A 21,663-nucleotide genomic window follows, 5' to 3' on the forward strand; every position below is an offset into this window, starting at 1 on the left:
GCGCTTATGAACACCACGGTCAGCTGCGAGCTGCACCTGCGCCTCGTCGTGTCGAGCGAGTCCTCACTACCTGTACCCGCGGGGCTGCGGTATGACACGGCGGACCCCTACGCCGTCCACGCGACGTTCCACACCGGAGCCGAAGAAACCGTCGAATGGGTTTTCGCCCGGGATCTCCTGGCCGAGGGGCTCCATCGCCCCACCGGCACGGGGGATGTCCGGGTGTGGCCCTCCCGGAGCCACGGGCAGGGAGTCGTCTGCATCGCCCTGAGTTCGCCCGAGGGCGAGGCGCTGCTGGAGGCTCCGGCCCGCGCACTCGAATCGTTCCTGAAGCGGACGGACGCCGCTGTCCCGCCCGGCACGGAACACCGTCATTTCGACCTCGACTCGGAACTCTCGCACATCCTGGCCGAGAGTTAGGGACCCGCCGGTTTCCCACGTCGTCTGACTCGGGGCGACGGCGTGGGGCCGGCGACGACACAGGCGGCGCCGTCACGGTCTTCCCGTGACGGCGCCGCCGACGTGTGCGCCGCCGGGGCGGCGCGTCACTCACAGCAGGAACTGATCATGCACCCCCACGATGAGCAGCAGCGTGCCGATGACGGCCAGGAAGAGCATCAGCGGCGGCTGGGAGAGGGCGAACAGGCAGCCGCGGGCCTCGTCCGGTTCGCCGGTCGAGCGGTCCGGCACGGCGGGGGGCGGGGTCGTGGTGTCGGGAGCGTGCTCCCCGGTGATGTACGGCATGACGTGCGTGATCATGGCGCGACGACGTCACCGCGGGCGATCGGCAGCCATCCCCCGCGGTGGTTTTCATCGGTTCCCGCGCAAGTGCCGGGCTCGGCGTGCTAAGGCGGACTTCCGTCAGATGCCGTGTTTCTTGAGAATCGCCTCGATTTCGTCGAACTCGGCGGCGGGCGACGCCGCGTCGGACGCCGCCGCGCCCCGGCCGGGCAGGCCGCGCCGTGCCGTGCCGGTCGCGGCGCGCGGCGCCGCGGCTTCGCTCCGCCGGCCGCCCGAGCGGTCGGCGAGGCGCCCCGAGAGGAAGAGCAGGACGGCCAGGGCGAGCACGCCGAAGCCGGCCCAGGCCAGCGGGTTGAACGTCATGTTCAACACGAAGCGGACCACGCCGGTCATGGCCAGCCCGACGGGCAGCAGGGAGATCCCGGCGATGCGCAGCGCGGCGGCGTACCTGCGGCGGCGGGCCACCAGGAAGGAGACCCCGAGGCCTGCGGCGGTCAGAAGCGTACAGACGGTGCCGATCAGCATCTTTCCATCGTGCCGCGCCGGCGGCGGTGGTGGCCATGCCCCGTGCCCGGGATCGGGGAGAAGTCCGGGTACTCCCCGAGGTGGCCCCGAGAACCGGTGCCGTCCCGGCCGGGGTGGAAGACTGGCGGCATGAACCCGAACCGCCCCCGTCGCGTGGTCATCGACCAGTGGTGCGACCTCCAGTGCCCCGACTGTCACCGTGCGGAGTCCGACGTGCGGGCGCTGCGCGAGCGGTTCGGTGACGCGCTGGAGCTGCGCCGGCGGCACTTCCCGCTGCCCGGCCACCCGCACGCCCTGGCGGCCGCCCAGGCGGCCGAGGAGGCATTCGCCCAGGGGCGCGGCGACGCGTACTGGACGGCGCTGCTGGCCCGTTGGGCCGAGCTCGGCGAGCGCGGCCCCCGCCTGCTGACGGAGCTGGCGGCCGAGCTGGGGCTCGACGCCGGCGAGGTGGACACGGCACTGATCGACGGGCGGCACCTGCTCGCCGTGGACGCCGACCACGCGGAGGGCCAGGCACTCGGTGTGACGGGGACGCCGACCTACGTCGTCGGCGGGGAGCGGCTGGACGGGGGCCGCAGCCAGGAGGGGCTGCGGGAGCGGATCGAGGCGATCGTCGAGGCGCTGCTCGCTCAGGACAGCGGCTTGTAGAAGTGGTGGACGGCCGCCCGGAGGCCGTGCGCGGCGGCGAGGCGGGCGGCGTGCGGGTCGTCGGCGGGCAGGTCGAGGGCGAGCGTGGCGGTGCCGGCGGCCCGTGCCGCGCGGACGGCGGCACGGAGGGCCTCGGTGAAGGCCGCGCCGTCCGCCGGACCGTCGGCGCCCGGCGGACGGGCTGGGAGGCCGGCGCTCACGGGCGTGCCCGGGTCGTCCCACGGGGCGGCGGCCAGGTCGGCGGAGAACGTGCGGACGCGTTCGCGCCAGCCCAGGGCGGCGGCCAGGCGCAGCGCGGCGGCCTCCCCCGCGGGGACGGCCGCCTCCGCACCGGCGCAGCCCCACGCCCGCAGGACCTCCTCGGCGGCGAGCGCGGCGACCGTGCCCCTCCCCCGGCGCCGCTCCTCCGGCGCGACATGGAGGCGGACGATCCGGCCGGCCGCGGGACGGCCGGGTCCCGCGGCGAGCACGACACGGCCGGCGTCGCGGCCGTTGACGCGGATGCTGTAGGCACGGGTCCGGCCGCCGTCCGGGGTGGGCTCCGGCGGCCCCTCGGGGCGCAGTGTCGTCGTCATCGCGGGATTCCTACCCAGCCGCGCGGCTCCGCCGCCCCGGGCGGCTCACGGGTCGATGTCGGCGGCCGACCGTTCCGCGAAGACGCGCATCGCCGCGGCGGTGACGGGTCCGGGCGCGCCGGGCAGTTCGTGGTCGTCGACGCGGCGGACGGCCTGGACGTCCCGGGTGGTGGAGGTGAGGAACACCTCGTCGGCCCGGCGCAGCACGTCCATCGGCAGGTCGGTCTCGCGGGCGCCCGTCCACTCGATGGTCAGGGCGCGTGTGACGCCCGCGAGGCAGCCGGAGGCGAGCGGCGGGGTGTGGATCTCGCCGTCGACGACGACGAAGACGTTGCTGCCGGTGCCCTCGCACAGCCGGCCGGCCGTGTTCGGGAACAGGGCCTCGCTCGCGGCCTCCGCGCGGGCGCGCGCGAGGGCGACGACGTTCTCGGCGTAGGAGGTGGTCTTGAGTCCGGTGAGGGCTCCGCGCTCGTTGCGCGTCCAGGGGACGGTGATGACGGCGGTCGCGTCCGGGCGGCGCGTGGTCGGCACGTGGGCCACGACCAGGGTCGGGGTGCCGTCGCCGCGGTCGGAGCCGAACGGGGAGGGTCCCGCGGTGTAGGTGACGCGCAGGCGGCCGAGCGGCAGCGGGACGGCGTCGAGCACCGCGGCGCAGGCGCGGCGCACCTCGTCGGTGTCGGGCGCGGGCAGGCCGAGGCCGGCGGCGGAGACGGCGAGCCGGTCGAGGTGGCGGGTCAGGGCGAACGGGCGCCCGTCCACGGTCTTCAGGGTCTCGAACACGCCGTCGCCGACGGTCAGTCCGTGGTCGTGGACGGGGACGCGCGCGCTGTCGGCGTCGCGCAGCCCGCCGTTCAGCCAGATCAGCGCCATGAGGGTGCCCTCCGGAGGTCGTGGACGTGCTCGTGATCGTTCGGGTCCGACGCTACCGCGAGGAGGCGGGCGGCCTTCAGTTCGGTCTCCGCCCACTCGCCCGCGGGGTCGGAGTCCCAGGTGATGCCGGCGCCCGCGCCGAAGCGCAGCAGGGGTGTCCCGGACGCGCGGTCGATCCAGAACGTGCGGATCGCCACGGACAGCTCGCCCGTCCCGCGGTCGGCGTCCACCCAGCCGACGGCGCCGCAGTAGGGGCCGCGCGGCACCGGTTCGAGCGCGGCGATGGCGCGCAGGGCGCTGGACTTGGGCGCGCCGGTCACCGAACCGGGCGGGAACGCGGCGTCGAGGAGCGCGGGCCAGCCGGCCCCCGCGGTGAGTTCGCCGCGGACGGTGGAGACGAGGTGGACCAGGCCGGGGTAGGGCTCGGGCACGCACAGGCCCGGCACGGTCACGGACCCCGGGGCGCACACGGCGCCGAGGTCGTTGCGGACGAGGTCGGTGATCATGACGTTCTCCGCGCGGTCCTTCGGCAGGAACGCGGCGGCCGTGCGGGCGGTGCCCTTGATCGGTCCCGACTCGACGGTGCGGCCCGTGCGGCGGAGGAACAGTTCGGGCGACGCGGTGGCGATCTCGACCCCGTGGTCCGGGAGCCGGACGGTGCCGGCCGGCGCGGCGGCGGGGTGGTGGCGGCGGAGCCGGGCCGTCAGGGCGTCGATGTCGTGCGCGTGGCCGGGGACGGCGGGCAGCGGGGCGGACAGGACGCGGCAGAGGTTGACCTGGTAGACCTCGCCGGCGGCGATGCGGGCGTGGATGTCCGCCACCCCCGCGGTCCAGGCGGCCCGGTCCAGCGAACTGGTCCAGGCAGCGCGGGACGGCCCGTACCAGGGGGCCGGTGACGCGGGCGCGGGCGGCGCGGGGCGTACGTCGGCGAACCGGGCGCACACGGGCGGCCCGTCGTCCCCGGCGACCACCGCCCACCATCCGCGGGACTCCAGGGCCGCCGGGTCCCGGGTGACGTCCAGCAGTCCGGTGGCGACACGGCCGCCGAGCCGCGCGAGCGGCGGAAGATCGATCACGCGTGCGAGTCTAGGTGGCCGGGAGGGTACCGAGTTTGAGCTTCCCGGTGAATCCGCTAGAGTTCATGACTGTCGCCGGGGGCCGCGGAAACGGCCCGGGTGACGGCAGTACCTGCGGACGTAGCTCAGTTGGTAGAGCACCACCTTGCCAAGGTGGGGGTCGCGAGTTCGAGTCTCGTCGTCCGCTCGAAGGGGGTCCGACCCCCATGCGGTGGAGTGGCCGAGAGGCGAGGCAACGGCCTGCAAAGCCGTCTACACGGGTTCAAATCCCGTCTCCACCTCGGAGGACGATTAGCTCAGCGGGAGAGCGCTTCCCTGACACGGAAGAGGTCACTGGTTCAATCCCAGTATCGTCCACGGGACCTTCGGGTCCACCCGCGCGATTAGCTCAGCGGGAGAGCGCTTCCCTGACACGGAAGAGGTCACTGGTTCAATCCCAGTATCGCGCACCATCAGCACAGTGAGGCATGGCCGTGGGGCCGGAGGGAAGCTTTCCTCCGGCCCCACGGCCATGTCCGCTCCCCGGGCAGCGCGCCCGGAGCACAACGCTGTGCCCGGGGTGGCTCCCCAGCCACCCCGGGCACATATGCCGTCCGCCGTTACCCCCGTCCCCACGGGGTTCGTACCGGTGTCCCCGGCCCGGGCCGCTCTCCCGGGCCCCGGGGCGCGCTCAGCGCCCCAGCGAGCCGGCCACGGACGACGCCTGTGTGACGACGGCCTGTGCGCCGCCGGTCATGACGGCCAGGACGAGAGCGAGCGGCAGCACCATCGCCGCCGCCACCAGGGGGTGACGCCGGGGCGCCCGGCCGGTGCCGGCGCCGACCGCGGTCTGTGCCATCTCGCCTCTCCTGTCGTCGAATCGGGGCGGCGGGCGGGTGACCTCGGGGGACGAGTGCTGCGCCCGCCGCGTGATCACCACAGTAGGCGCACGGGCACTGCCGGGGCGTCAGTCCCGCGTACCGATCACGGGCCTCCCCCAGGATGAGTCGGCGTCCACGGGGCTACTCCCCAGGGTGGACACGTCCGCCGGTGTCTCCGGGTTCCCCCGGGGGCGCGCGTCGGGGTTCACCGCGCGCGGCCTTATCGCTGCTCGGCCCGCACAGTCCGTAAGCTGTGGCACATCACAAGGACGGGGCAGCGAGGTGGACATGGCGATGGTGCGGCTCCGGCGCGAGGATCCGCGCGTCATCGGCGCGTTCCGGCTGCATCGGCGGCTCGGGGCCGGCGGCATGGGGGTGGTGTACCTCGGCTCCGACCGGCGCGGGCAGCGGGTGGCGCTCAAGGTGATCAGACCGGAACTGGCCGAGGACCAGGAGTTCAGGTCGCGGTTCGCCCGGGAGGTGTCGGCGGCGCGGCGCATCCGCGGCGGGTGCACGGCACGGCTCGTGGCGGCCGATCTCGACGCGCCCAAACCGTGGTTCGCGACGCAGTACGTCCCCGGCCCCTCCCTGCACGACAAGGTGGCCGAGGACGGGCCGCTGTCCGCCGCCGAGACCGCCGCGGTCGGGGCGGCGCTGGCCGAGGGCCTGGTCGCCGTCCACGAGGCCGGCGTCGTGCACCGCGACCTGAAGCCGTCCAACATCCTGCTGTCGCCCAAGGGGCCGCGGATCATCGACTTCGGCATCGCCTGGGCCACCGGCGCCAGCACCCTCACGCACGTCGGCACGGCGGTGGGCTCCCCCGGCTTCCTCGCGCCCGAGCAGGTCCGCGGCCAGGGCGTCACGCCCGCCACCGACGTCTTCTCGCTGGGCGCCACCCTGGCGTACGCCGCGCTCGGGGACTCGCCGTTCGGGCAGGGCAGTTCCGAGGTGATGCTGTACCGCGTCGTGCACGAGGAGCCGCACCTGGAGGGCGTACCGGCGGCCCTGGCCCCGCTGTTGCGCGCCTGCCTGTCCAAGTCGCCGAAGGAACGTCCCAGCACCCTCCAGCTTTCGCTGCGGCTGAAGGAGATCGCCACGCGGGAGGCCCGCGGCACGGGCCGGCGGGTCGCCGTCCCGGCGGGGCGCGTGCGGCCCGACCGGCCCGCGCCGGCGCCGGGGCCGCGCCGCCCGGAGCGGCCGCAGCCCCGGCCGCGCCCCGGCGCGGGAGCGGACCGGCGGTTGCTGCGGCAGCGTCTCGTGGTCTTCGTGACGGTGACGATCCTGGTGGCCCTCGGCATCGCCGCGGCGCAGGGGTGCCAGGGGCCGATGTGAGCCGGGCCGGGCGGCGGGCTGATCAGGCCGCCCCGGCCCCCAGGGCGTAGAACGCGACGGCCGCGGCCGCCGCGACGTTCAGCGAGTCGATGCCGTGCGCCATGGGGATGCGGACCCGGGCGTCGGCCGCCGCGAGGGCGCGGTCGGTGAGCCCGTGCCCCTCCGCGCCGAGCAGCACGGCCACGCGCTCGCCCCGCGTGCGGGCCGCGACCTCGGCGATGTCCCGGGCGTCCGGCGCGGGCGTGAGCGCGAACACCTGGAACCCGGCGGCGGACACGTCCCGCAGGCCCTGCGGCCACCGGTCGAGGCGGGCGTAGGGCAGCGAGAAGACGGCCCCCATCGACACCTTCACCGCGCGGCGGTACAGGGGGTCGGCGCAGTCCGGGGACAGCAGGACGCCGTCGAGGCCGAGAGCGGCTGCGCCGCGGAACACGGCGCCGACGTTGGTGTGGTCGTTCACGGCCTCCAGGACGGCGAGGCGGCGCGCCGACGCCAGCAGGGCCGACGGCTCGGGCAGCGGGCGGCGGCCCATGGCGGCCAGCGCGCCGCGGTGCACGTGGTAGCCGGTGACGCGCTCGGCGACCTCGGGCTCCACCAGGTACACGGGCGCCCCGGCCGCGTCGATGACATCACCCATGGCGTCCGCCCAGCGCGGGGTCAGCAGCATGGAGCGCATCGGGTGGCCCGCCTGGAGCGCACGCCGGATGACCTTCTCGCCCTCGGCCATGAAGAGGCCCTCGGCGGGCTCCCTGCGGCGGCGCAGGGCGACGTCCGTGAGATCGGTGTAGTCCGTGAGGCGGGGATCGGACGGGTCGGTGACCCGTACGGGGCCGGTCATGCCCCGACCGCCACGACGTCGCCGATCACGATGATCGCCGGCGGCCGTATGCCCGCGTCCGCCGCGCGGCGCGCGATCTCGGACAGGGGCGCGTCCACGCGCCGCTGGGCCGGGGTGGTCCCCTCCTGGACGACGGCGGCCGGGGTGGCCGGCGAACGGCCGTGGCGGATCAGGGTGTCGGCGATGGCGCCGAGCCGTTCGACGCCCATGAGGACGACGAGGGTGCCGCGCAGGGCGGCGAGCGCGGGCCACTCCACGAGGGACCGCGGGTCGTCCGGCGCGACATGGCCGCTGACGACCGTGAACTCGTGGGCGACGCCCCGGTGCGTCACCGGGATGCCGGCCGCGCCGGGCACGGAGACGGCGCTCGTCACACCCGGCACGACGGTCACGGGCACCCCGGCGGCGGCGAGCGCCGCCGCCTCCTCCATGCCCCGGCCGAACACGAACGGGTCGCCGCCCTTGAGGCGCACGACGCTGCGGCCGGCCCGGGCGTGCTCGATGAGGGCGGCGTTGATGGCGTCCTGGGCCATGGCGCGGCCGTACGGGATCTTCGCCGCGTCGATCACCCGGACGTGCGGCGGCAGTTCGTCGAGGAGGTCGCGGGGGCCGAGGCGGTCGGCGATGACGACGTCGGCGCGGGCGAGCAGGCGGCGGCCGCGGACCGTGATGAGGTCCGGGTCGCCGGGTCCGCCGCCGACGAGTGCGACGCCGGGCACGCGGTCGCGGTGGCGGGGCGCGCCGATGGTGCCGTCGCGCAGCCCCTCCACGACGGCGTCGCGGACGGCGGCCGAGCGCCGGGGGTCGCGGCCGGTGAGCACGGCGACCGTGACGCCCTCGCTGCGGCCCGTCGCGGGCGTCCACGCGGTGGCGGCGCCCGCGTCGTCGCTGCGGACGCACCACACGCGGTGCCGCTCGGCCTCGGCGGACGCGGCGGCGTTGACGGCGGGATCGTCCGTCGCGACGAGGGCGTACCAGGCGTCGGCGAGGTCGCCGTCGCGGTAGCCGCGGGCCTGCCAGTCGAGTTCCCCCGCGTCGGCCATCGCCTGCACGGACGGGGTGACCTCCGGGGCGATCAGCCGGACGGCGGCGCCGGCGGCGAGCAGCGCGGGCAGGCGGCGCTGGGCGACGGTGCCGCCGCCGAGGACGACGACGCGGCGGCCGGCGAGGCGCAGCCCCACGGGGTAGGCGGGATGCTCGGACATCGGTGGTGCGGCTCCTTGGCGGCTCGTTCCGGTCGGCTGCCCGCCACGGCGCGGGACGCCGGAGCGGCGCGGGCGGGCCACACGCCGCTGCGGCGTCGGAGCGGCTTGCTGCCCCACCTTACGGCGGGGCGGGGAGGATCAGTTCTTGTCGGTCACGCCCGCCGAGTCGAACGTCGCGACCTCGCGCATCGCGCGGGCCGCGCTCTGCACGACGGGCAGCGCGAGGAGAGCGCCGGTGCCCTCGCCGAGACGCAGGTCGAGGTCGACCAGCGGACGCAGGCCGAGTGCCGTGAGCGCGGCGAGGTGGCCGGGCTCCGCGCTGCGGTGGCCGGCGACGCACACGGCGACCGCCTCGGGCGACAGGGCACGCGCGGCGAGCGCGGCGGCGCCCGCCGTGATGCCGTCGAGGATGACCGGGACCCGCAGGGAGGCGCCGCCCAGGATGAACCCGGTGAGCGCGGCGTGCTCCAGGCCGCCGACGGCCGCGAGGGTGCCGATCGGGTCGGCGGCGTCGGGCTGGTGGAGCTGGAGGACACGGCGGACCACGTCCACCTTGCGGGCGTGCGTGTCGTCGTCGATGCCCGTGCCGCGGCCGGTGATCTCGGCCGGCTCGGCGCCGGTGAAGGCGGCGATGAGGGCGGCGGAGACCGTCGTGTTGGCGATGCCCATCTCCCCCGTGAGGAGGGCGCGGTTGCCCGCGGCGACGAGGTCGCGGGCCGTCTCGATGCCCACCTCGACGGCGCGCAGCGCCTCCTCGCGCGACATGGCGGGTCCCGCGGTGATGTCACCCGTCCCGGGCCGCACCTTGCGCGGCAGGAGCCCCGGCGCGCCCGGCAGGTCGCCGCGCACGCCGACGTCCACGACGCACACCTCGGCCCCGACCTGGGCGGCGAACGCGTTGCAGACGGCGCCGCCGCCGAGGAAGTTGGCCACCATCTGGGCGGTGACCTCCTGGGGCCACGGCGTGACGGCCTGGGCGTGGACCCCGTGGTCGCCGGCGAAGATCGCGACGGCGGCGGGCTCGGGGACCGGCGGCGGACAGCTCCGCGACAGACCGCACAGTTGCGCGGAGATGATCTCCAGGGCGCCGAGCGCGCCGGCGGGCTTCGTCATCCGCTTCTGCCGCTCCCACGCCTCGCCGAGGGCCTGGGCGTCGAGGGGGCGGATCTCGGCGAGGGTCTCGCTGAGCAGATCGTGCGGTTCGGCGCCGGGCAGGGCGCGGCGGCCGTACGCCTCCTCGTGGACGGCCCACGACAGGGGGCGGCGTGCGCCGCGGCCGGGGGCGGCCGGCTCGGGCTCCTCCGGGAAGGCGTCCACGTAGCCGACGCACAGGTAGGCCACGATCTCCAGGTGCCCCGGCAGGTCGAGGGTGCTGACCAGTTCCGTCTCGTCGAAGAAGCCGACCCAGCCGACGCCGAGCCCCTCGGCGCGGGCGGCGAGCCACAGGTTCTCGACGGCGAGGGCGGAGGAGTACGGGCTGAGCTGGGGCTGGACGTCCCGGCCGGGGGTGTGGCGGCCGCCGCGCGTGGGGTCGGCGGTGACGACGATGTTGACGGGGGTGTCGAGGACGGCCTCGACACTCAGTTCCTTGAACTGCTTGGCCCGCGCCTTGGGGAGCGACTTGGCGTACGCGTCGCGCTGGCGGACGGCCAGCTCGTGGACGGCGCGGCGGGTCTCCTCGGAGCGGATGATGACGAAGTCCCAGGGCTGGGCGAGTCCGGCCGTGGGGGCCGTGTGCGCCGCTTCGAGGACGCGCAGCAGCACGTCGTGCGGGATGGGGTCGGGGCGGAAGCCGTCGCGGATGTCGCGGCGTTCGCGCATGAGGCGGTGGACGGCGTCGCGTTCCGACGCCGGGTAGCCGGGCGCCGGGGGGCGCGGGGTGTCGGCCGTGGCCGGGGCAGCGGGTGCCGGGTCCGCGGGCGCCGCGGGCTGCTCGGGGGCGGGCTCCGGCGCCCGGGGGGCCGGCACCTGGACGACCGGCGGCACGGGGGCCGGGTCCGGCTCGGGCTGCTCGTCGGGCTGCTGCTGCGGCACGGGCGCCGGCGCCGGCTCGGGGACGGGTGCCTCGGCCGCGGTCGCCTCCGGGGCGGGCACGGCCACGGGAGCGGGCTCCGGGACACCGACCGGCTCGGCGGCGGTCTCCTGCGCGACGGCGGTCTGCTCGGCGGGGACCGGTCCGGCCGCGAACTCCGGGGCGGGCGGCGGCTCGTGGGCGGGCGGCACGACCGGTTCCGGGGCGGACGGCACGGGCTCGGGCGCGGCGGGGGCGAACGCGATCGCCGCGTCCCCCGGCTCCGGCTCGGCCACCGGCACCACCGGCTGGGGCTGGGGCTGGGGAACCGATTCGGCGGGCGCGGGCGGCATGACGAACGGCGTCCGCTGGGCCTGCGGTTCGGCGGGCGGCTCGGCATCGGCGTGCACCGGCTCCGCGACGGACGGCACCGGCTCGGGCACGGCGGGGACCGGCGCGGGCACCGGCTCGGGCACGGCGGACACCGGCTCCGCGACGGACGGCACGGGCTCGGGCACGGCGGGGACCGGCTCCGGTGCGGCGGACACCGGCGCGGGCACCGGCTCGGGCACGGCGGACACCGGCTCCGGGACGGACGGCACGGGCTCCGGTGCGGCGGACACCGGCTCCGGGACGGACGGCTGCGCGACGGCGGGCGGCCGTACGGCGGTCGGCGCCGCGGCATCCTGCTGCCCGCCGGCCGGCTGCTGCTGCCACGCACCCGCCTCGGCCGCCGCGGCGACATCGAGGTACTCCGGCTCGGTCGGCATCGCGGTCCTGGGCGCGACGGGGCGCGGAACGGCCTGCGTCACGGGGCGCGGAGCCACCGTGGCATCGCCCCAGGCGCCGGCGGCACCCGGCATGAGGAGTTCCTCGTCGTCCGCGTCGACCGCCTCGTCGGGGTGGCCGGGGAAGGAGAACGGGGCGGCCGGGACCACCGGCTGCTCGTTCTGCCCGGGCCGGCTGCCCGGCTGCTCCTGCGCTCCCCCCTCGGGAAGCCGGCCGGAGTCCGTCACGCGTCCACCTCGCCTGTCACACGGCCCCTCACACGGCGCCTCATTCGGCCCATTTCACGCGGTCTCCCCCGACCGGACATCGGCGGGCGAATCCCTCACGTCCGGTCGGCGGCACAACAGTCCATCAGCCTACCCGGGATGGACGGCGCCCCGGTCACGGGTGCGCGGGCGCCCGACGGGAGCCGGACGGGCGGGCGCCGGTGAGCAGGAAGCAGACGGCGCGTCCGCGTTCCGACCAGTCGCCGGTGGAGAGTTCGACCGATTGCAGCAGCGTGCACTCGACGGCGTACCCGGCGCCCGTGAGGACCCGGTCGGCCACCTCGGCGCCGTCGCGCGTCACGGCGTGGGTGACGATGCGCTGCGGGCGCCGGTCGGCGCAGGCGGCGAGCGTGCGGGGGCCGCCGCCGCCGACGCGGACGATGTCCGGCTCGGGCAGGTCCTGGAGCACCTGTGGCGCTGCACCCCGGACGACGTGCAGGTGGACGCCGAGGGCGCGGGCCAGCGCGTCGGCGCGGTCGCAGGCCCGCGCGTCCCGGTCGACGGCGACGACGGCGGCGCCGAAGCGGGCGGCGTCCACGGCGGCGAGCCCGTCGCCGGTGCCGATGTCCCACATCAGGTCGCCGGTGCGCGGCCCGAGCGCGGCGAGGGCGAGCGCCCGCAGGCGGGGACTGTCACCGGGCCGGTCGGCGAAGTCCCCGCCGGGCGTGCCGGGGAGCCGGGGCGGCGGCGCCGCGAGGGGGCCGTAGGCGGCGGGGGCGAGCCCCCAGCCGCGCGGCTCGGGGACGGCGGCCGGATCGGCACCGGCGAGCCAGCTCCCGTCGCCCTCGCGGCCGACGCCCGCGCCCCCTATGACGAGGACGACGTTCGGATCGGTCCACTGGCGCCGCGGGACGGTGTCCGAGGTGAGGACGGAGACACGTTCGCGGTCGGTGCCGAGGGCCTCGCAGATGACGAACGTCCGGTGCACCGGGCCGAGCAGCAGGGCGATCTCGGCGGGACCCGCGCCCGGTGAGGTGAGGACGGCGACCTTGGAGTGGGCGCGGCAGACGTTGACGGCGCGGCGGAGCGTGCGGCGGTTCGCGGTGACGACGCGGGCGTCGTCCCAGGGCATCCCGGCGCGGGCGAAGGCTGCGGCGACGGAGGAGACGGCCGGCACGACCTCGACCTCCAGGCCGTGCACCGGGTCGCGCAGGGCGCGGACGACGCCGAAGAAGCCTGGGTCTCCGTCGGCCAGGACGACGGCGGTGCCCCGGTGGGCGGCGACGCGGCGGGCCGCGACGGCGACACTGCCGAGCGTCACGCGTTCCGCGTGCGCCGGGACGTCGGGGAGGGCGAGGTGGCGGGGTGCGCCCGCCACGAGGGTGGCGGCGCGGAGGGCCGAGTGTGCGGCCGGGGTGAGGGGCGCGCCGTCCCATCCGATCACGGTGACGCGGTCGGCCATGGGCGGGCAGCTCCCGGGGGCGTCGCGGGCGGGGTCGGCCCGAAGCCTACCGCGCCGCGTCAGGCGACCGGGTGGTCCTCCAGGTCCTCGGGCAGGAGGCCCCAGACGATGAGGTCGGTGCGGATGTCGGCCCAGCCGCCGTCCTCGGTGCGGGAGCGGACTATGGCCGCGTTGCGCAGGATGCCCTCGCTGATGCAGCCGACCTTCTGGGCGACCTGCTGGGAGGCGGTGTTGCCCGCGGCGGTGCGGAGTTCGAGGCGCTCGAAGTGCTGGTCGCGGAAGAGCCACTCGACGACGGCGAGGACGGACTCGGCCGCGTAGCCCTCGCCGCGCGCCCACGGGCCGACGACGTAGCCGACCTCGGTCGTGCGGGCGCGCCAGTTGGTGTTCGACAGGTGGATGACGCCGACGAGGCGGTGGGTGAGGTGCTCGGTGACGGCGAGGACGATGCCGCGGCCCTCCAGGCGTTCGGAGGGGGCGACGCGGGTGATCCACAGCCGCGCCTCGTCGAGGGTGTACGGGTGGGGGACGGAGGTCCAGGAGACGGTCAGCTCGTCGTTCATCATGTCGACGAGTTCGCGGACGTCGGCTTCCTCGAACGGGCGCAGCACGAGCCGTTCCGTGCTGATGGAGATGTCGGGGAAGGTGGAAGTCATGCGCCTCTCCATGGCCTTGGGTCTGAGGGGACAGCATGCAGCATGGCCGGGACGGGCGCGGCGCCGGGTGCCCGCCCCGGCGGCCGGGTGTGCCGGCGGCCGGGGCGGGGACGGGGTCAGGAGGCGGGGGTGCCGAACGCCGGGATGACGGAGCCGTCGTAGGTGTCCTCGATGAACTGCTTCACCTCGTCGGAGTTGAGGAGTTCGGCGAGGGCCTGGATGCGGGGGTCGTCCTCGTTGCCGCTCTTGACGGCGAGGAAGTTGGCGTACGGGTTGCCCTCGGCGGCCTCCAGGACCAGGGCGTCCTCGGCCGGGGCGAGGCCCGACTCGATGGCGTAGTTGCCGTTGATGACGGCGGCGTCCAGGTCGTCCAGGGAGCGGGGCAGCGAGGCGGCCTCGATCTCCTCGAACTCGATGCCGTGGTCGTCGGTGATGTCGGCCGGGGTGGCGTCGGCGCCGGCGTCCTCGGCCAGCTCGATGACGCCGTTGTCGGCGAGGAGCTGGAGGGCGCGGGCCTCGTTGGTGGCGTCGTTGGGCACGCCGATGGTGTCGCCGGCGGAGAGTTCGTCGGCGGAGGTGATCGAGTTGGAGTAGAGGCCGAGCGGTTCGAGGTGCACGTTGACGACGGGGACGATGTCCGTGCCCTGGTTGGCGTTGAAGTCGTCGAGGTACGGCTTGTGCTGGAAGAAGTTGGCGTCCACCTCGCCGCTCTCGACGGCGGTGTTGGGCAGGACGTAGTCGGTGAACTCCTGCACGCGCAGGTCGAGGCCGGCGTCCTCGGCGAGGTTGTCCCGGACGAATTCGAGGATCTCGGCCTGCGGGACGGGGGTGGCCGCGACGGTCAGGGGCTCGGAGAGGTCGCTCTGCCCGCCGGAGCCGCTGTCGCCGCCGCCCGTGTCCGGGTCGGAGTCGGTGCCGCAGGCCGCGAGGCTCAGGGTGAGGGCGGTCGCGGCGGTGCCGAGGAGGGCGCTCTTGATGGAGGTACGCACGAAAAGTGCCTTTCTGTCCCGTGGATGGATCGGTGAGGGAACGGGGGTCGTGGGGGCGGGTCGCGCCCGGGTGGTGCCGGTCAGGAGGTCCGTTCGCGGCGTGCCAGGAGGCGGACGAGTCCGTCGCCGATGAGCTGGACGGCCGTGACGATGACGACGAGGACGACGACGGTGATGAGCGTGAAGCCCTCCTCGAAGCGCTGGTAGCCGTAGACGAGGGCGAGGGTGCCGAGGCCGCCGCCGCCGACCGCGCCGGCCATGGCGGAGTAGCCGATGACGGCGATGAAGGTCGTGGTCAGGCCGGCGACGAGGGACGGCAGCGACTGCGGCAGGAGGACCTTCAGCACGACGGTCCAGGTGCCGCCGCCCATGGCGTGGACGGCCTCGACCAGGCCGTGGTCGACCTCGCGCACGGCCGTCTCGACGAGGCGGGCGAAGAACGGGATGGCGCCGATCGCCAGCGGCACGATGGCGGCCGTCGGGCCGATCGCCGTGCCGACGATGGAGCGGGTCACGGGGATCAGCGCGACCATGAGGATGATGAACGGCAGGGACCTGCCGATGTTGACCACGACGCCGATGACCTTGTTGACGACGGCGTTGCGCAGCGGGCCGCCCCGGTCGGTGAGGACGAGGAGGACGCCGAGCGGGAGGCCGCCGATGAGGGCGATCAGCGTGGACCAGAAGGTCATGTAGAGGGTGTCGATCGTGCCCTGTTCGAGCAGGGGCCGCATCTCGTCCCAGGTCATCGGGTCGTTCCCTCTTCTTCGGCGGTGTCGCGCACGTCCTCGGCCGGCGTGGGGGCAAGGTCCGCGGTCCCGGTGGGCCGCTCGACGGTGAGACCCCGTTCGCGCAGGAACGCGAGGGCCGGGGCGTTGTCGCCGGGGGTGCCGGGCAGCGCGATGCGCATCCGGCCGACCTGGTGGCCGCCGACCGTGTCCATGGCGGCGCCGAGGATCGAGACGTCCAGGTCGAACGTCCGGGAGAGCTGCGAGATGACCGGCCGGCCGGCGGACTCGCCGTGGAACGTGATGTCCACGACCGTGCCGGCGTCGTCCGTCCCGGCCGCGTCGTCGGCGGCGCGCGCGCTGCCGCCGGCGACGGGGAACAGCTCGTGCGCCAGGCGGGAGCCGGGCGTGGCCAGCAGGTCGGTGACGGTGCCGGACTCCACGACGCGGCCGCCCTCCATGAGGGCCGCCGAGTCGCAGACGGCCTTCACGACGTCCATCTCGTGCGTGATCAGCACGACGGTGAGTCCGAGCTGCTCGTTCAGGTCGCGCAGGAGCCGCAGGACGGAGCGGGTGGTCCCGGGGTCGAGCGCGGAGGTCGCCTCGTCGGACAGCAGGACCTTCGGGTCGCCGGCGAGGGCGCGGGCTATGCCGACGCGCTGCTTCTGGCCGCCGGACAGCTGGGCGGGGTAGGCGCGGGCCTTGTCGGCGAGACCGACCAGGTCGAGAAGTTCATGGGCCTTGCGGGCCCGCTCGCGGCGGGTGAGGCCGAGGATCTCCAGGGGCAGTTCGACGTTGCCACGCACCGTGCGGGAGGTCAGCAGGTTGAAGTGCTGGAAGATCATGCCGATGCGGGTGCGCGCCTCGCGCAGGGGGCGGCCCGCGCGGTGGGAGCGGCGGGTGTCGAGCGCGGTCAGGTCCTGGCCGTCGACCGTGACGGTGCCGGAGGTCGGGGTCTCCAGCAGGTTGAGGCACCGGATGAGGGTGGATTTGCCGGCTCCGCTGCGGCCGATGACGCCGAAGACCTCGCCGGGGCGCACATGGAGGTTCACGCCGTCCAGGGCGGTGACCTCGCGGTCGCGCGAGCGGTAGACCTTCGTCAGGTCCGTGGTGGTGATCACAGGATGTCCGTCACTGTCGCGGGGCGGCCCGGCGGGCGTGGGAAGGCGCACCGGGGCACGGCGGGGCCGTGCTTGCGGGGCATGGGGTGAGGGGCGCCGGCGAGGGGCGCGCGGGCCTGGGGGAAGGCGTGACCTCAGCAGCCGCACATTCGACACATACAACGAGCACCGGGCATGAGCGCTGCCTCGGCCGTCTGCTGACGTGTGCTCGTCGTGGTCATGCCCCCCAGTAAAACAGACGTTCCCCCTGGGGCAGGTGCCCGGTCCCGGGGCTGTGGTCAACACCACGTGGGCGCCGGTGGGAGGCGGGACCCGGGCGCGGCGGCGGGCCGGGTGCCCCGTAGAGTCGGGGGCATGATTGCCCCGCTGACGGTCGCGGTCGCCGTGGCCGCGCTGCTGCTGACCGCGTGGTGCGCGTACGCGGCGGTCAGGGACCAGGCCGTGAAGGACTGGCACTACATCGGCATGGCCGTGGTGCTGCTGCTGACGCTGGTGCAGCTCGGGGTGGCCGCGGTGCAGCTCGCGCGCGGTGAGCGTCCGGACGGGGACTCGACGGCGGTGTTCGTCTCGTACCTGGTCGCGGTGGTGCTGTGCCTGCCGGTCGTGGCGATCGTGTCGCTGAGCGAGCGGACGCGGTGGGGCTCCGCCACGGTGGCCGCGGGCGCGCTCGTGCTGGCGGTGCTGCAGATCCGGCTCGGCGACATCTGGGCGGGGGGTGTGAGCGGTGGCTGAGAACGGCGTTGGCGCCCCGGCGGCGCGGGCCGGGCTGGCGACCGGCCCCGGGCGGCTGCTCGTGACGCTGTACGGCGTGTTCACGGTCGCGGCGGCGTCGCGTTCGGCGTTCCAGTTGTCGGCGCAGTTCGACGAGGCGCCGCTCGCGTACGTGCTGTCGGCGGTCGCGGCGCTGGTGTACGCGTTCATCACCGTGTCGCTCGTGCGGGGCGGCGAGGGGGCGCGGCGGCTCGCGCTGGTGTGCTGCGCGGCGGAACTCGTGGGCGTCCTGACCGTCGGTACCTGGACGCTGGTGGACGGCGCCGCGTTCCCCGACGCCACCGTGTGGTCGGACTACGGGCGCGGCTACCTGTTCCTGCCGGTGGTGCTGCCGGTGGCGGGGCTTCTGTGGCTGCGTCGGGCGGGAGCCGCGGCGCCGGCGGGCGGCAGGACCGGCGAACGGGCCGACGCCGCGCGGTGAACGACCGAGGCCCGCCGGAGTGCGGCGGGCCTCGTGAGTCGGAGCCGGTCAGGCGGCGGCGAGCGTGACCTCCTTCTCCATGGTCACGCTGCGCAGGTGGCGGGCGACCTCCTCGGTGGCCACCGGTACGTAGCCGAGCCGCCGGTACAGGCGGGGGTTGTCGGCGCCGCGGTGGCTCGTGCGCAGGCGGTAGCGCGCCGCGGCCCGTTCGGCGGCGAGGCGGTCCTCGATCGCGACGAGCAGCCGGCCGCCGAGGCCGTGCCGCTGCATGCGGGGGTGGACGATCAGGCGGGTGATGGCGGCGGTGCCGTCCGCGTCGACCGTGCCCCGGACGGATCCGACGACCTCGGCGCCCAGGCGGGCGGCCAGGACGACGGTCCCGCGCATCTCGGCGCGCAGCGCGGCGAGGGTCTGGGTCAGCGGTTCGATGGTGTAGTCGCCGCGCAGTTCGGCCTCCGGCTGGTAGCAGAGGTACTGGAGCTTGAGGATCTGCTCCGCGTCCTGGTCGGTGGCGGTGTCGATCGTGACGCTCATGCCCATGTGTGTGCACGCCTCCAAGTGAGGTGTCCGGGCCGGCCGTGCGGGAATCGAGGGTGACGCGTTCGGCCGGCGGCTGCCCTGACGGCGCGGTGCTGACCTGCGCCGTGAGCATTCTGCTCGCAACCGGTCGCTGAGGGAATGCGTCGGCCCCAACTCACCTGTGACTTTCACGACTCGGGCGAACGGCGGAGGTCGGTGGCGGCCAGCAGCGCGGTGTCGGGCTGGTCGGCGTAGAGGCCGTCGATGCCGGTGGCGTAGTAGGCGCGGGCGGCGCGGAGGGCGTCGCCGTGGCGGTCGGGGTCGTCGCCGCGGCGGAAGGAGGGGGGCAGGAAGGCGTTCTCGGCGCGGAGGGTGTAGCCGAAGACGAGGAGCCCCGCGTCGTGGGCGTCGGCGACGAGGCGGGTGGGGCGGCCGGTGCCGTCGGCGTCGCCGGGCGGGAGGACGAGGTCGAGGGAGGGGCCTATCGCGTGGGCCCAGCGGGCGGTACGGCGCAGGGCCTCGGGCGTCGTGGGGTCGTCCGTGCTCCCACCGCCGCCGCGGCCGCCCTCGCCGTCCTCGCCGTCGATGAGGAGGACGCGCGGGTTGTCGGTGAGGCGTGCGATGCGGCGGACGGCGGCCGGCTCGAACGACTGGACGACCACGGGCGCGTCGGCGCCCGCCAGGCCGCGGCGGCGCAGGGTGCGGGCGAGGGGCTCCTCGATCTCCAGACCGCGCGAGCGGAAGTACGCGGAGTGCTTGGTCTCGGTGCACACCCACACCTGCCGGTCGCGGCGGCGGCCCTCGTCGGCGGCCCAGTCGAGGACCTCGTCGTAGGTGGGGACGGGCCAGCGGCCGTCGTACCGCGTGTTGCCCGGGCGGCGGCCGGGGAGGCGTTCGACCGCGCGCAGGGTCCTCAGCTCCTCCAGCGTGAAGTCCTCGGTGAACCAGCCGGTGAGGCGTTCGCCGTCCACGGTGCGGGTGGTGCGGCGGCCGGCGAACTCGCGGTGCTCGGCGACGTCCGTGGTGCCGCCGATCTCGTTCTCGTGGCGGCAGACGAGGCGGCCGTCCTTCGTCGCGACGAGGTCCACCTCGATCATGTCGGCGCCGAGATCGAGTCCGAGGGTGTAGGCGGCGATGGTGTGCTCGGGGCGGTAGCCGCAGGCGCCGCGGTGGGCGACGACGGCGGGCGTGCGCAGGGTGGCCAGACCGGTGCGGTCCGGGTCACGGCCGGGCGGGCCGGCCGGCACCGGCGGGCCGCCCGCCGCGGGGGCGGACGTGCGGGCCGCGGTCAGGGCGGCGGCGGTGCCGGCGAGTGCGGCGCCGAGGACGGCTCGTCGGCGGGGGCGGTGAGCGCTCATGGGACTCCCCGTGGCGTGAGCACGTGCCCGACATACCGCTACAGACCGGACACGTCGGCTGCGAAATCGAGTATCAACCGCGTGAACCCCGTGCGCGAGACGGGCGGACGCGCGAGTATCGTCCTGGTGGCACACCGTGCCGCGTGCGCACAGGAAAGACCCGGAGGGGAAGTTGTCCCGATTCGTCCTCATGAAGGTGCTGGTCGGCCCGCTGCTGAGGCTGCTCTTCCGCCCACGGGTCGAGGGCATCGAACGCGTACCGGGCCACGGCCCCGTGATCCTCGCGGGCAACCACCTCACGTTCATCGACTCCGTCATCCTGCCCCTCATCAGCAAGCGGCAGGTCTTCTTCATCGGCAAGAACGAGTACGTCAAGGGGCGCGGCCTCAAGGGCTGGGCCATGGCGTGGTTCTTCACCGCATCCGGCATGATCCCCGTCGACCGGGACGGCGGGCACGGCGGCGTCGCGGCGCTGATGACCGGCCGGCGCGTCCTGGAGGAGGGGCACGTCTTCGGCATCTACCCCGAGGGCACGCGCTCGCCGGACGGGCGCCTGTACCGGGGGCGTACGGGCATCGCGCGCCTCACCCTGATGACGGGCGCGCCGGTGGTGCCGTTCGCGATGATCGGCACCGACCGGGTGCAGCCGGGCGGCAAGGGGCTGCCGCGCATCGGCCGGGGCCGCCGGATCACCGTCCGCTTCGGGCAGCCGCTGGACTTCTCGCGCTACGAGGGCATGGACCGCGACCGCTACGTGCTGCGCGCCGTCACCGACGAGGTGATGACCGAGGTGATGCGGCTCTCCGGCCAGGAGTACGTCGACATGTACGCCACCAAGGCGAAGGCCGCCTGACCGGGCGCTGGGCCTCTCCCCCGCCGTCCACCGGCACGCCGTGCCGCCGCGCCGTCCTCCCCGGGATCACGTCCAGGGCAGGGCGGCGCGCGTCTGCCAGTAGGCGGCCGGGGGCTCCGCCAGCCGGGTGAGGGCGGCCCGCTCGTCCGGGGTGAGGCGCAGGCGGGCGGCGGCCAGGTTCGCCGTGAGCTGGCCGGTCGTCGCCGCACCGGACAGCACGACGCCGGCCCACGGCTCGTGGAGCACCGCGGCCAGCGCGACGGCGTCGGGGCCGGTGCCGTGCGCCTCGGCGACACGGCGCACCTCGGGCGGTGCGCTGTCGGCGGCGAGGCGCCCGTTGGCCATGCCCTCCTTCACGATCACGGTGAGCCCGGCGGCGTGCGCCTCGGCGAGGGCGGGGCCGGCCGAGGGCTCCAGGACATTGAACGTGGACTGCACCGTGCCGAACAGCGGGCGGCCGTCCACCGTGACCTCCAGCGCGGCGCGGATCGCGTCGGCCTGCGCCGGGCCGCTCGTGGACAGGCCCACCGTGACGCCCGACGCGGCGAGCCGGGTCAGGCGGCCGAGGACGGCCCGGTCGGTCAGGGCGGGGCTGTCCGGGGTGACGGAGTGGATCTGGTAGAGGTCGAGCGCGCCGTCGAGGAGCTGGCCGGTCTCCGCGTACTGCCGGTCGAACGTCGCGGCGCCGTGGTCCTTCACCTCGTGGACCTCGGCGTCGGCGCGCCAGTCGGCGGTGTAGGTGTAGCCCCACTTGCTGCCGACGACGACGTCCCCCGCGGCGTCGGGGCGTGCGGCGAGCCAGCCGGCGAGGAACTCCTCGGCGCGGCCGTAGGAGCGGGCCGCGTCCAGGTAGCGCACGCCCTGGGCGTACGCGGCGTCGAGCAGGGCGTGGGCGCGGTCGCGCATGGCCCCGGGGGTGCGGTCCGCGGGGAGGTCCCGGGCGCGGCCCAGGTTGATGTAGCCGGGACGGCCGACCGCGGCCAGGCCCAGGCCGATCCGGGCGGTGGGGGTGGCCTCGGGACGGAAACGGGAGAACGCCATGGGGACCTCTGCTGTGGGCGGTGGTACTGCGCGTTCACCGTACCCGGGGCGGGCGGGGCCGTGTCGGG

General features: G+C 75.5%; 23 protein-coding genes and 4 tRNA genes. 10 read left to right on the forward strand and 17 right to left on the reverse strand.

Annotated elements, in window-relative coordinates; all coding sequences use genetic code 11:
- The first annotated feature begins 6 nt into the window (after nucleotides 1-6).
- Nucleotides 7-420, forward strand: coding sequence for an SsgA family sporulation/cell division regulator (locus EMA09_RS02455; protein ID WP_052850787.1), 414 nt, complete (start codon nucleotides 7-9; stop codon nucleotides 418-420).
- Between the two features lie 129 nt (nucleotides 421-549).
- On the opposite strand, the gene EMA09_RS02460 is transcribed toward EMA09_RS02455, so the two are convergent.
- Nucleotides 550-759, reverse strand: a complete 210-nt coding sequence (locus EMA09_RS02460; protein ID WP_129838442.1) for a hypothetical protein — start codon at nucleotides 757-759, stop codon at nucleotides 550-552.
- A gap of 102 nt (nucleotides 760-861) precedes the next feature.
- A complete protein-coding gene (locus EMA09_RS02465) occupies nucleotides 862-1,266 on the reverse strand; it encodes a hypothetical protein (protein WP_129838444.1) in 405 nt (134 codons plus the stop codon).
- 129 nt (nucleotides 1,267-1,395) lie between these two features.
- On the opposite strand from EMA09_RS02465, the gene EMA09_RS02470 reads away from it, so the two are divergent.
- Nucleotides 1,396-1,914, forward strand: coding sequence for a DsbA family protein (locus EMA09_RS02470; RefSeq protein WP_129838446.1), 519 nt, complete (start codon nucleotides 1,396-1,398; stop codon nucleotides 1,912-1,914).
- Here EMA09_RS02470 and EMA09_RS02475 read toward each other — a convergent pair.
- The 3 genes from EMA09_RS02475 to EMA09_RS02485 are packed head-to-tail and all read right to left on the reverse strand — an operon-like array spanning nucleotide 1,896 to nucleotide 4,435.
- On the reverse strand, nucleotides 1,896-2,489 hold the full coding sequence (locus tag EMA09_RS02475; protein ID WP_129838448.1) for a GNAT family N-acetyltransferase: 594 nt from the start codon (nucleotides 2,487-2,489) through the stop codon (nucleotides 1,896-1,898). The genes EMA09_RS02470 and EMA09_RS02475 overlap by 19 nt on opposite strands.
- A 45-nt stretch (nucleotides 2,490-2,534) precedes the next feature.
- Nucleotides 2,535-3,359, reverse strand: a complete 825-nt coding sequence (locus EMA09_RS02480; RefSeq protein ID WP_129838450.1) for an aminodeoxychorismate lyase — start codon at nucleotides 3,357-3,359, stop codon at nucleotides 2,535-2,537.
- Nucleotides 3,350-4,435, reverse strand: a complete 1,086-nt coding sequence (locus tag EMA09_RS02485; protein WP_129838452.1) for a chorismate-binding protein — start codon at nucleotides 4,433-4,435, stop codon at nucleotides 3,350-3,352. The genes EMA09_RS02480 and EMA09_RS02485 overlap by 10 nt, the downstream gene beginning before the upstream one ends.
- A 114-nt stretch (nucleotides 4,436-4,549) precedes the next feature.
- On the opposite strand from EMA09_RS02485, the gene EMA09_RS02490 reads away from it, so the two are divergent.
- The 4 genes from EMA09_RS02490 to EMA09_RS02505 all read left to right on the forward strand — a co-directional run bounded on the left by EMA09_RS02490 (nucleotide 4,550) and on the right by EMA09_RS02505 (nucleotide 4,887).
- Nucleotides 4,550-4,622: transfer RNA gene (locus EMA09_RS02490), tRNA-Gly, on the forward strand.
- A 23-nt stretch (nucleotides 4,623-4,645) separates the two neighbouring features.
- A tRNA-Cys gene (locus EMA09_RS02495) sits at nucleotides 4,646-4,716 on the forward strand.
- Between the two features lie 4 nt (nucleotides 4,717-4,720).
- Nucleotides 4,721-4,792, forward strand: a tRNA-Val gene (locus EMA09_RS02500).
- Between the two features lie 20 nt (nucleotides 4,793-4,812).
- Nucleotides 4,813-4,887: transfer RNA gene (locus EMA09_RS02505), tRNA-Val, on the forward strand.
- A gap of 218 nt (nucleotides 4,888-5,105) precedes the next feature.
- On the opposite strand, the gene EMA09_RS28155 is transcribed toward EMA09_RS02505, so the two are convergent.
- The gene (locus EMA09_RS28155; protein WP_168220626.1) at nucleotides 5,106-5,273 is read right to left on the reverse strand and encodes a hypothetical protein; all 168 of its coding nucleotides are present in this window, start codon (nucleotides 5,271-5,273) and stop codon (nucleotides 5,106-5,108) included.
- Nucleotides 5,274-5,583: 310 nt separating this feature from the next.
- Here EMA09_RS28155 and EMA09_RS02510 point away from each other — a divergent pair, with 310 nt between their 5' ends.
- The gene (locus tag EMA09_RS02510; protein ID WP_129843788.1) at nucleotides 5,584-6,627 is read left to right on the forward strand and encodes a serine/threonine-protein kinase; all 1,044 of its coding nucleotides are present in this window, start codon (nucleotides 5,584-5,586) and stop codon (nucleotides 6,625-6,627) included.
- A gap of 22 nt (nucleotides 6,628-6,649) precedes the next feature.
- On the opposite strand, the gene EMA09_RS02515 is transcribed toward EMA09_RS02510, so the two are convergent.
- From EMA09_RS02515 to EMA09_RS02550, 8 genes are all read right to left on the reverse strand, one after another.
- Nucleotides 6,650-7,465: an RNA methyltransferase gene (locus EMA09_RS02515; protein WP_129838454.1), complete on the reverse strand. Its 816-nt coding sequence runs from the start codon at nucleotides 7,463-7,465 to the stop codon at nucleotides 6,650-6,652.
- Nucleotides 7,462-8,670: a uroporphyrinogen-III C-methyltransferase gene (cobA, locus tag EMA09_RS02520; RefSeq protein ID WP_129838456.1), complete on the reverse strand. Its 1,209-nt coding sequence runs from the start codon at nucleotides 8,668-8,670 to the stop codon at nucleotides 7,462-7,464. Before cobA ends, EMA09_RS02515 begins: the two co-directional genes overlap by 4 nt.
- Before the next feature lie 138 nt (nucleotides 8,671-8,808).
- Entirely contained in the window at nucleotides 8,809-11,697 is a 2,889-nt protein-coding gene (cobT, locus tag EMA09_RS02525) for a nicotinate-nucleotide--dimethylbenzimidazole phosphoribosyltransferase (RefSeq protein ID WP_240796201.1), read from the reverse strand.
- 154 nt (nucleotides 11,698-11,851) lie between these two features.
- Nucleotides 11,852-13,138, reverse strand: a complete 1,287-nt coding sequence (gene cbiE, locus EMA09_RS02530) for a precorrin-6y C5,15-methyltransferase (decarboxylating) subunit CbiE (protein ID WP_129838458.1) — start codon at nucleotides 13,136-13,138, stop codon at nucleotides 11,852-11,854.
- A 59-nt stretch (nucleotides 13,139-13,197) separates the two neighbouring features.
- Entirely contained in the window at nucleotides 13,198-13,794 is a 597-nt protein-coding gene (locus EMA09_RS02535; protein ID WP_129838460.1) for a GNAT family N-acetyltransferase, read from the reverse strand.
- A 116-nt stretch (nucleotides 13,795-13,910) separates the two neighbouring features.
- Entirely contained in the window at nucleotides 13,911-14,783 is an 873-nt protein-coding gene (locus tag EMA09_RS02540) for a MetQ/NlpA family ABC transporter substrate-binding protein (RefSeq protein ID WP_129838462.1), read from the reverse strand.
- 80 nt (nucleotides 14,784-14,863) lie between these two features.
- A complete protein-coding gene (locus tag EMA09_RS02545) occupies nucleotides 14,864-15,532 on the reverse strand; it encodes a methionine ABC transporter permease (protein WP_129838464.1) in 669 nt (222 codons plus the stop codon).
- Nucleotides 15,529-16,632 (reverse strand): ATP-binding cassette domain-containing protein, encoded by a 1,104-nt coding sequence (locus EMA09_RS02550; protein ID WP_129838466.1) that lies wholly within the window; start codon nucleotides 16,630-16,632, stop codon nucleotides 15,529-15,531. The genes EMA09_RS02545 and EMA09_RS02550 overlap by 4 nt, the downstream gene beginning before the upstream one ends.
- A gap of 354 nt (nucleotides 16,633-16,986) precedes the next feature.
- On the opposite strand from EMA09_RS02550, the gene EMA09_RS02555 reads away from it, so the two are divergent.
- Nucleotides 16,987-17,364, forward strand: coding sequence for a hypothetical protein (locus EMA09_RS02555; protein ID WP_129838468.1), 378 nt, complete (start codon nucleotides 16,987-16,989; stop codon nucleotides 17,362-17,364).
- A complete protein-coding gene (locus EMA09_RS02560; RefSeq protein WP_129838470.1) occupies nucleotides 17,357-17,824 on the forward strand; it encodes a hypothetical protein in 468 nt (155 codons plus the stop codon). Before EMA09_RS02555 ends, EMA09_RS02560 begins: the two co-directional genes overlap by 8 nt.
- 48 nt (nucleotides 17,825-17,872) lie before the next feature.
- Here EMA09_RS02560 and EMA09_RS02565 read toward each other — a convergent pair whose 3' ends face one another.
- Nucleotides 17,873-18,364 (reverse strand): GNAT family N-acetyltransferase, encoded by a 492-nt coding sequence (locus EMA09_RS02565; protein ID WP_129838472.1) that lies wholly within the window; start codon nucleotides 18,362-18,364, stop codon nucleotides 17,873-17,875.
- 167 nt (nucleotides 18,365-18,531) lie between these two features.
- The gene (locus EMA09_RS02570) at nucleotides 18,532-19,701 is read right to left on the reverse strand and encodes a glycerophosphodiester phosphodiesterase family protein (RefSeq protein WP_129838474.1); all 1,170 of its coding nucleotides are present in this window, start codon (nucleotides 19,699-19,701) and stop codon (nucleotides 18,532-18,534) included.
- Between the two features lie 172 nt (nucleotides 19,702-19,873).
- Here EMA09_RS02570 and EMA09_RS02575 point away from each other — a divergent pair, with 172 nt between their 5' ends.
- Nucleotides 19,874-20,554: a lysophospholipid acyltransferase family protein gene (locus tag EMA09_RS02575; RefSeq protein ID WP_129838476.1), complete on the forward strand. Its 681-nt coding sequence runs from the start codon at nucleotides 19,874-19,876 to the stop codon at nucleotides 20,552-20,554.
- A gap of 66 nt (nucleotides 20,555-20,620) precedes the next feature.
- Here the strand turns inward: EMA09_RS02575 and EMA09_RS02580 are convergent, their stop codons facing one another.
- A complete protein-coding gene (locus EMA09_RS02580; protein WP_129838478.1) occupies nucleotides 20,621-21,595 on the reverse strand; it encodes an aldo/keto reductase in 975 nt (324 codons plus the stop codon).
- Nucleotides 21,596-21,663 lie beyond the last annotated feature (68 nt).

The organism is Streptomyces sp. RFCAC02, assembly GCF_004193175.1.
Classification (GTDB): domain Bacteria; phylum Actinomycetota; class Actinomycetes; order Streptomycetales; family Streptomycetaceae; genus Streptomyces.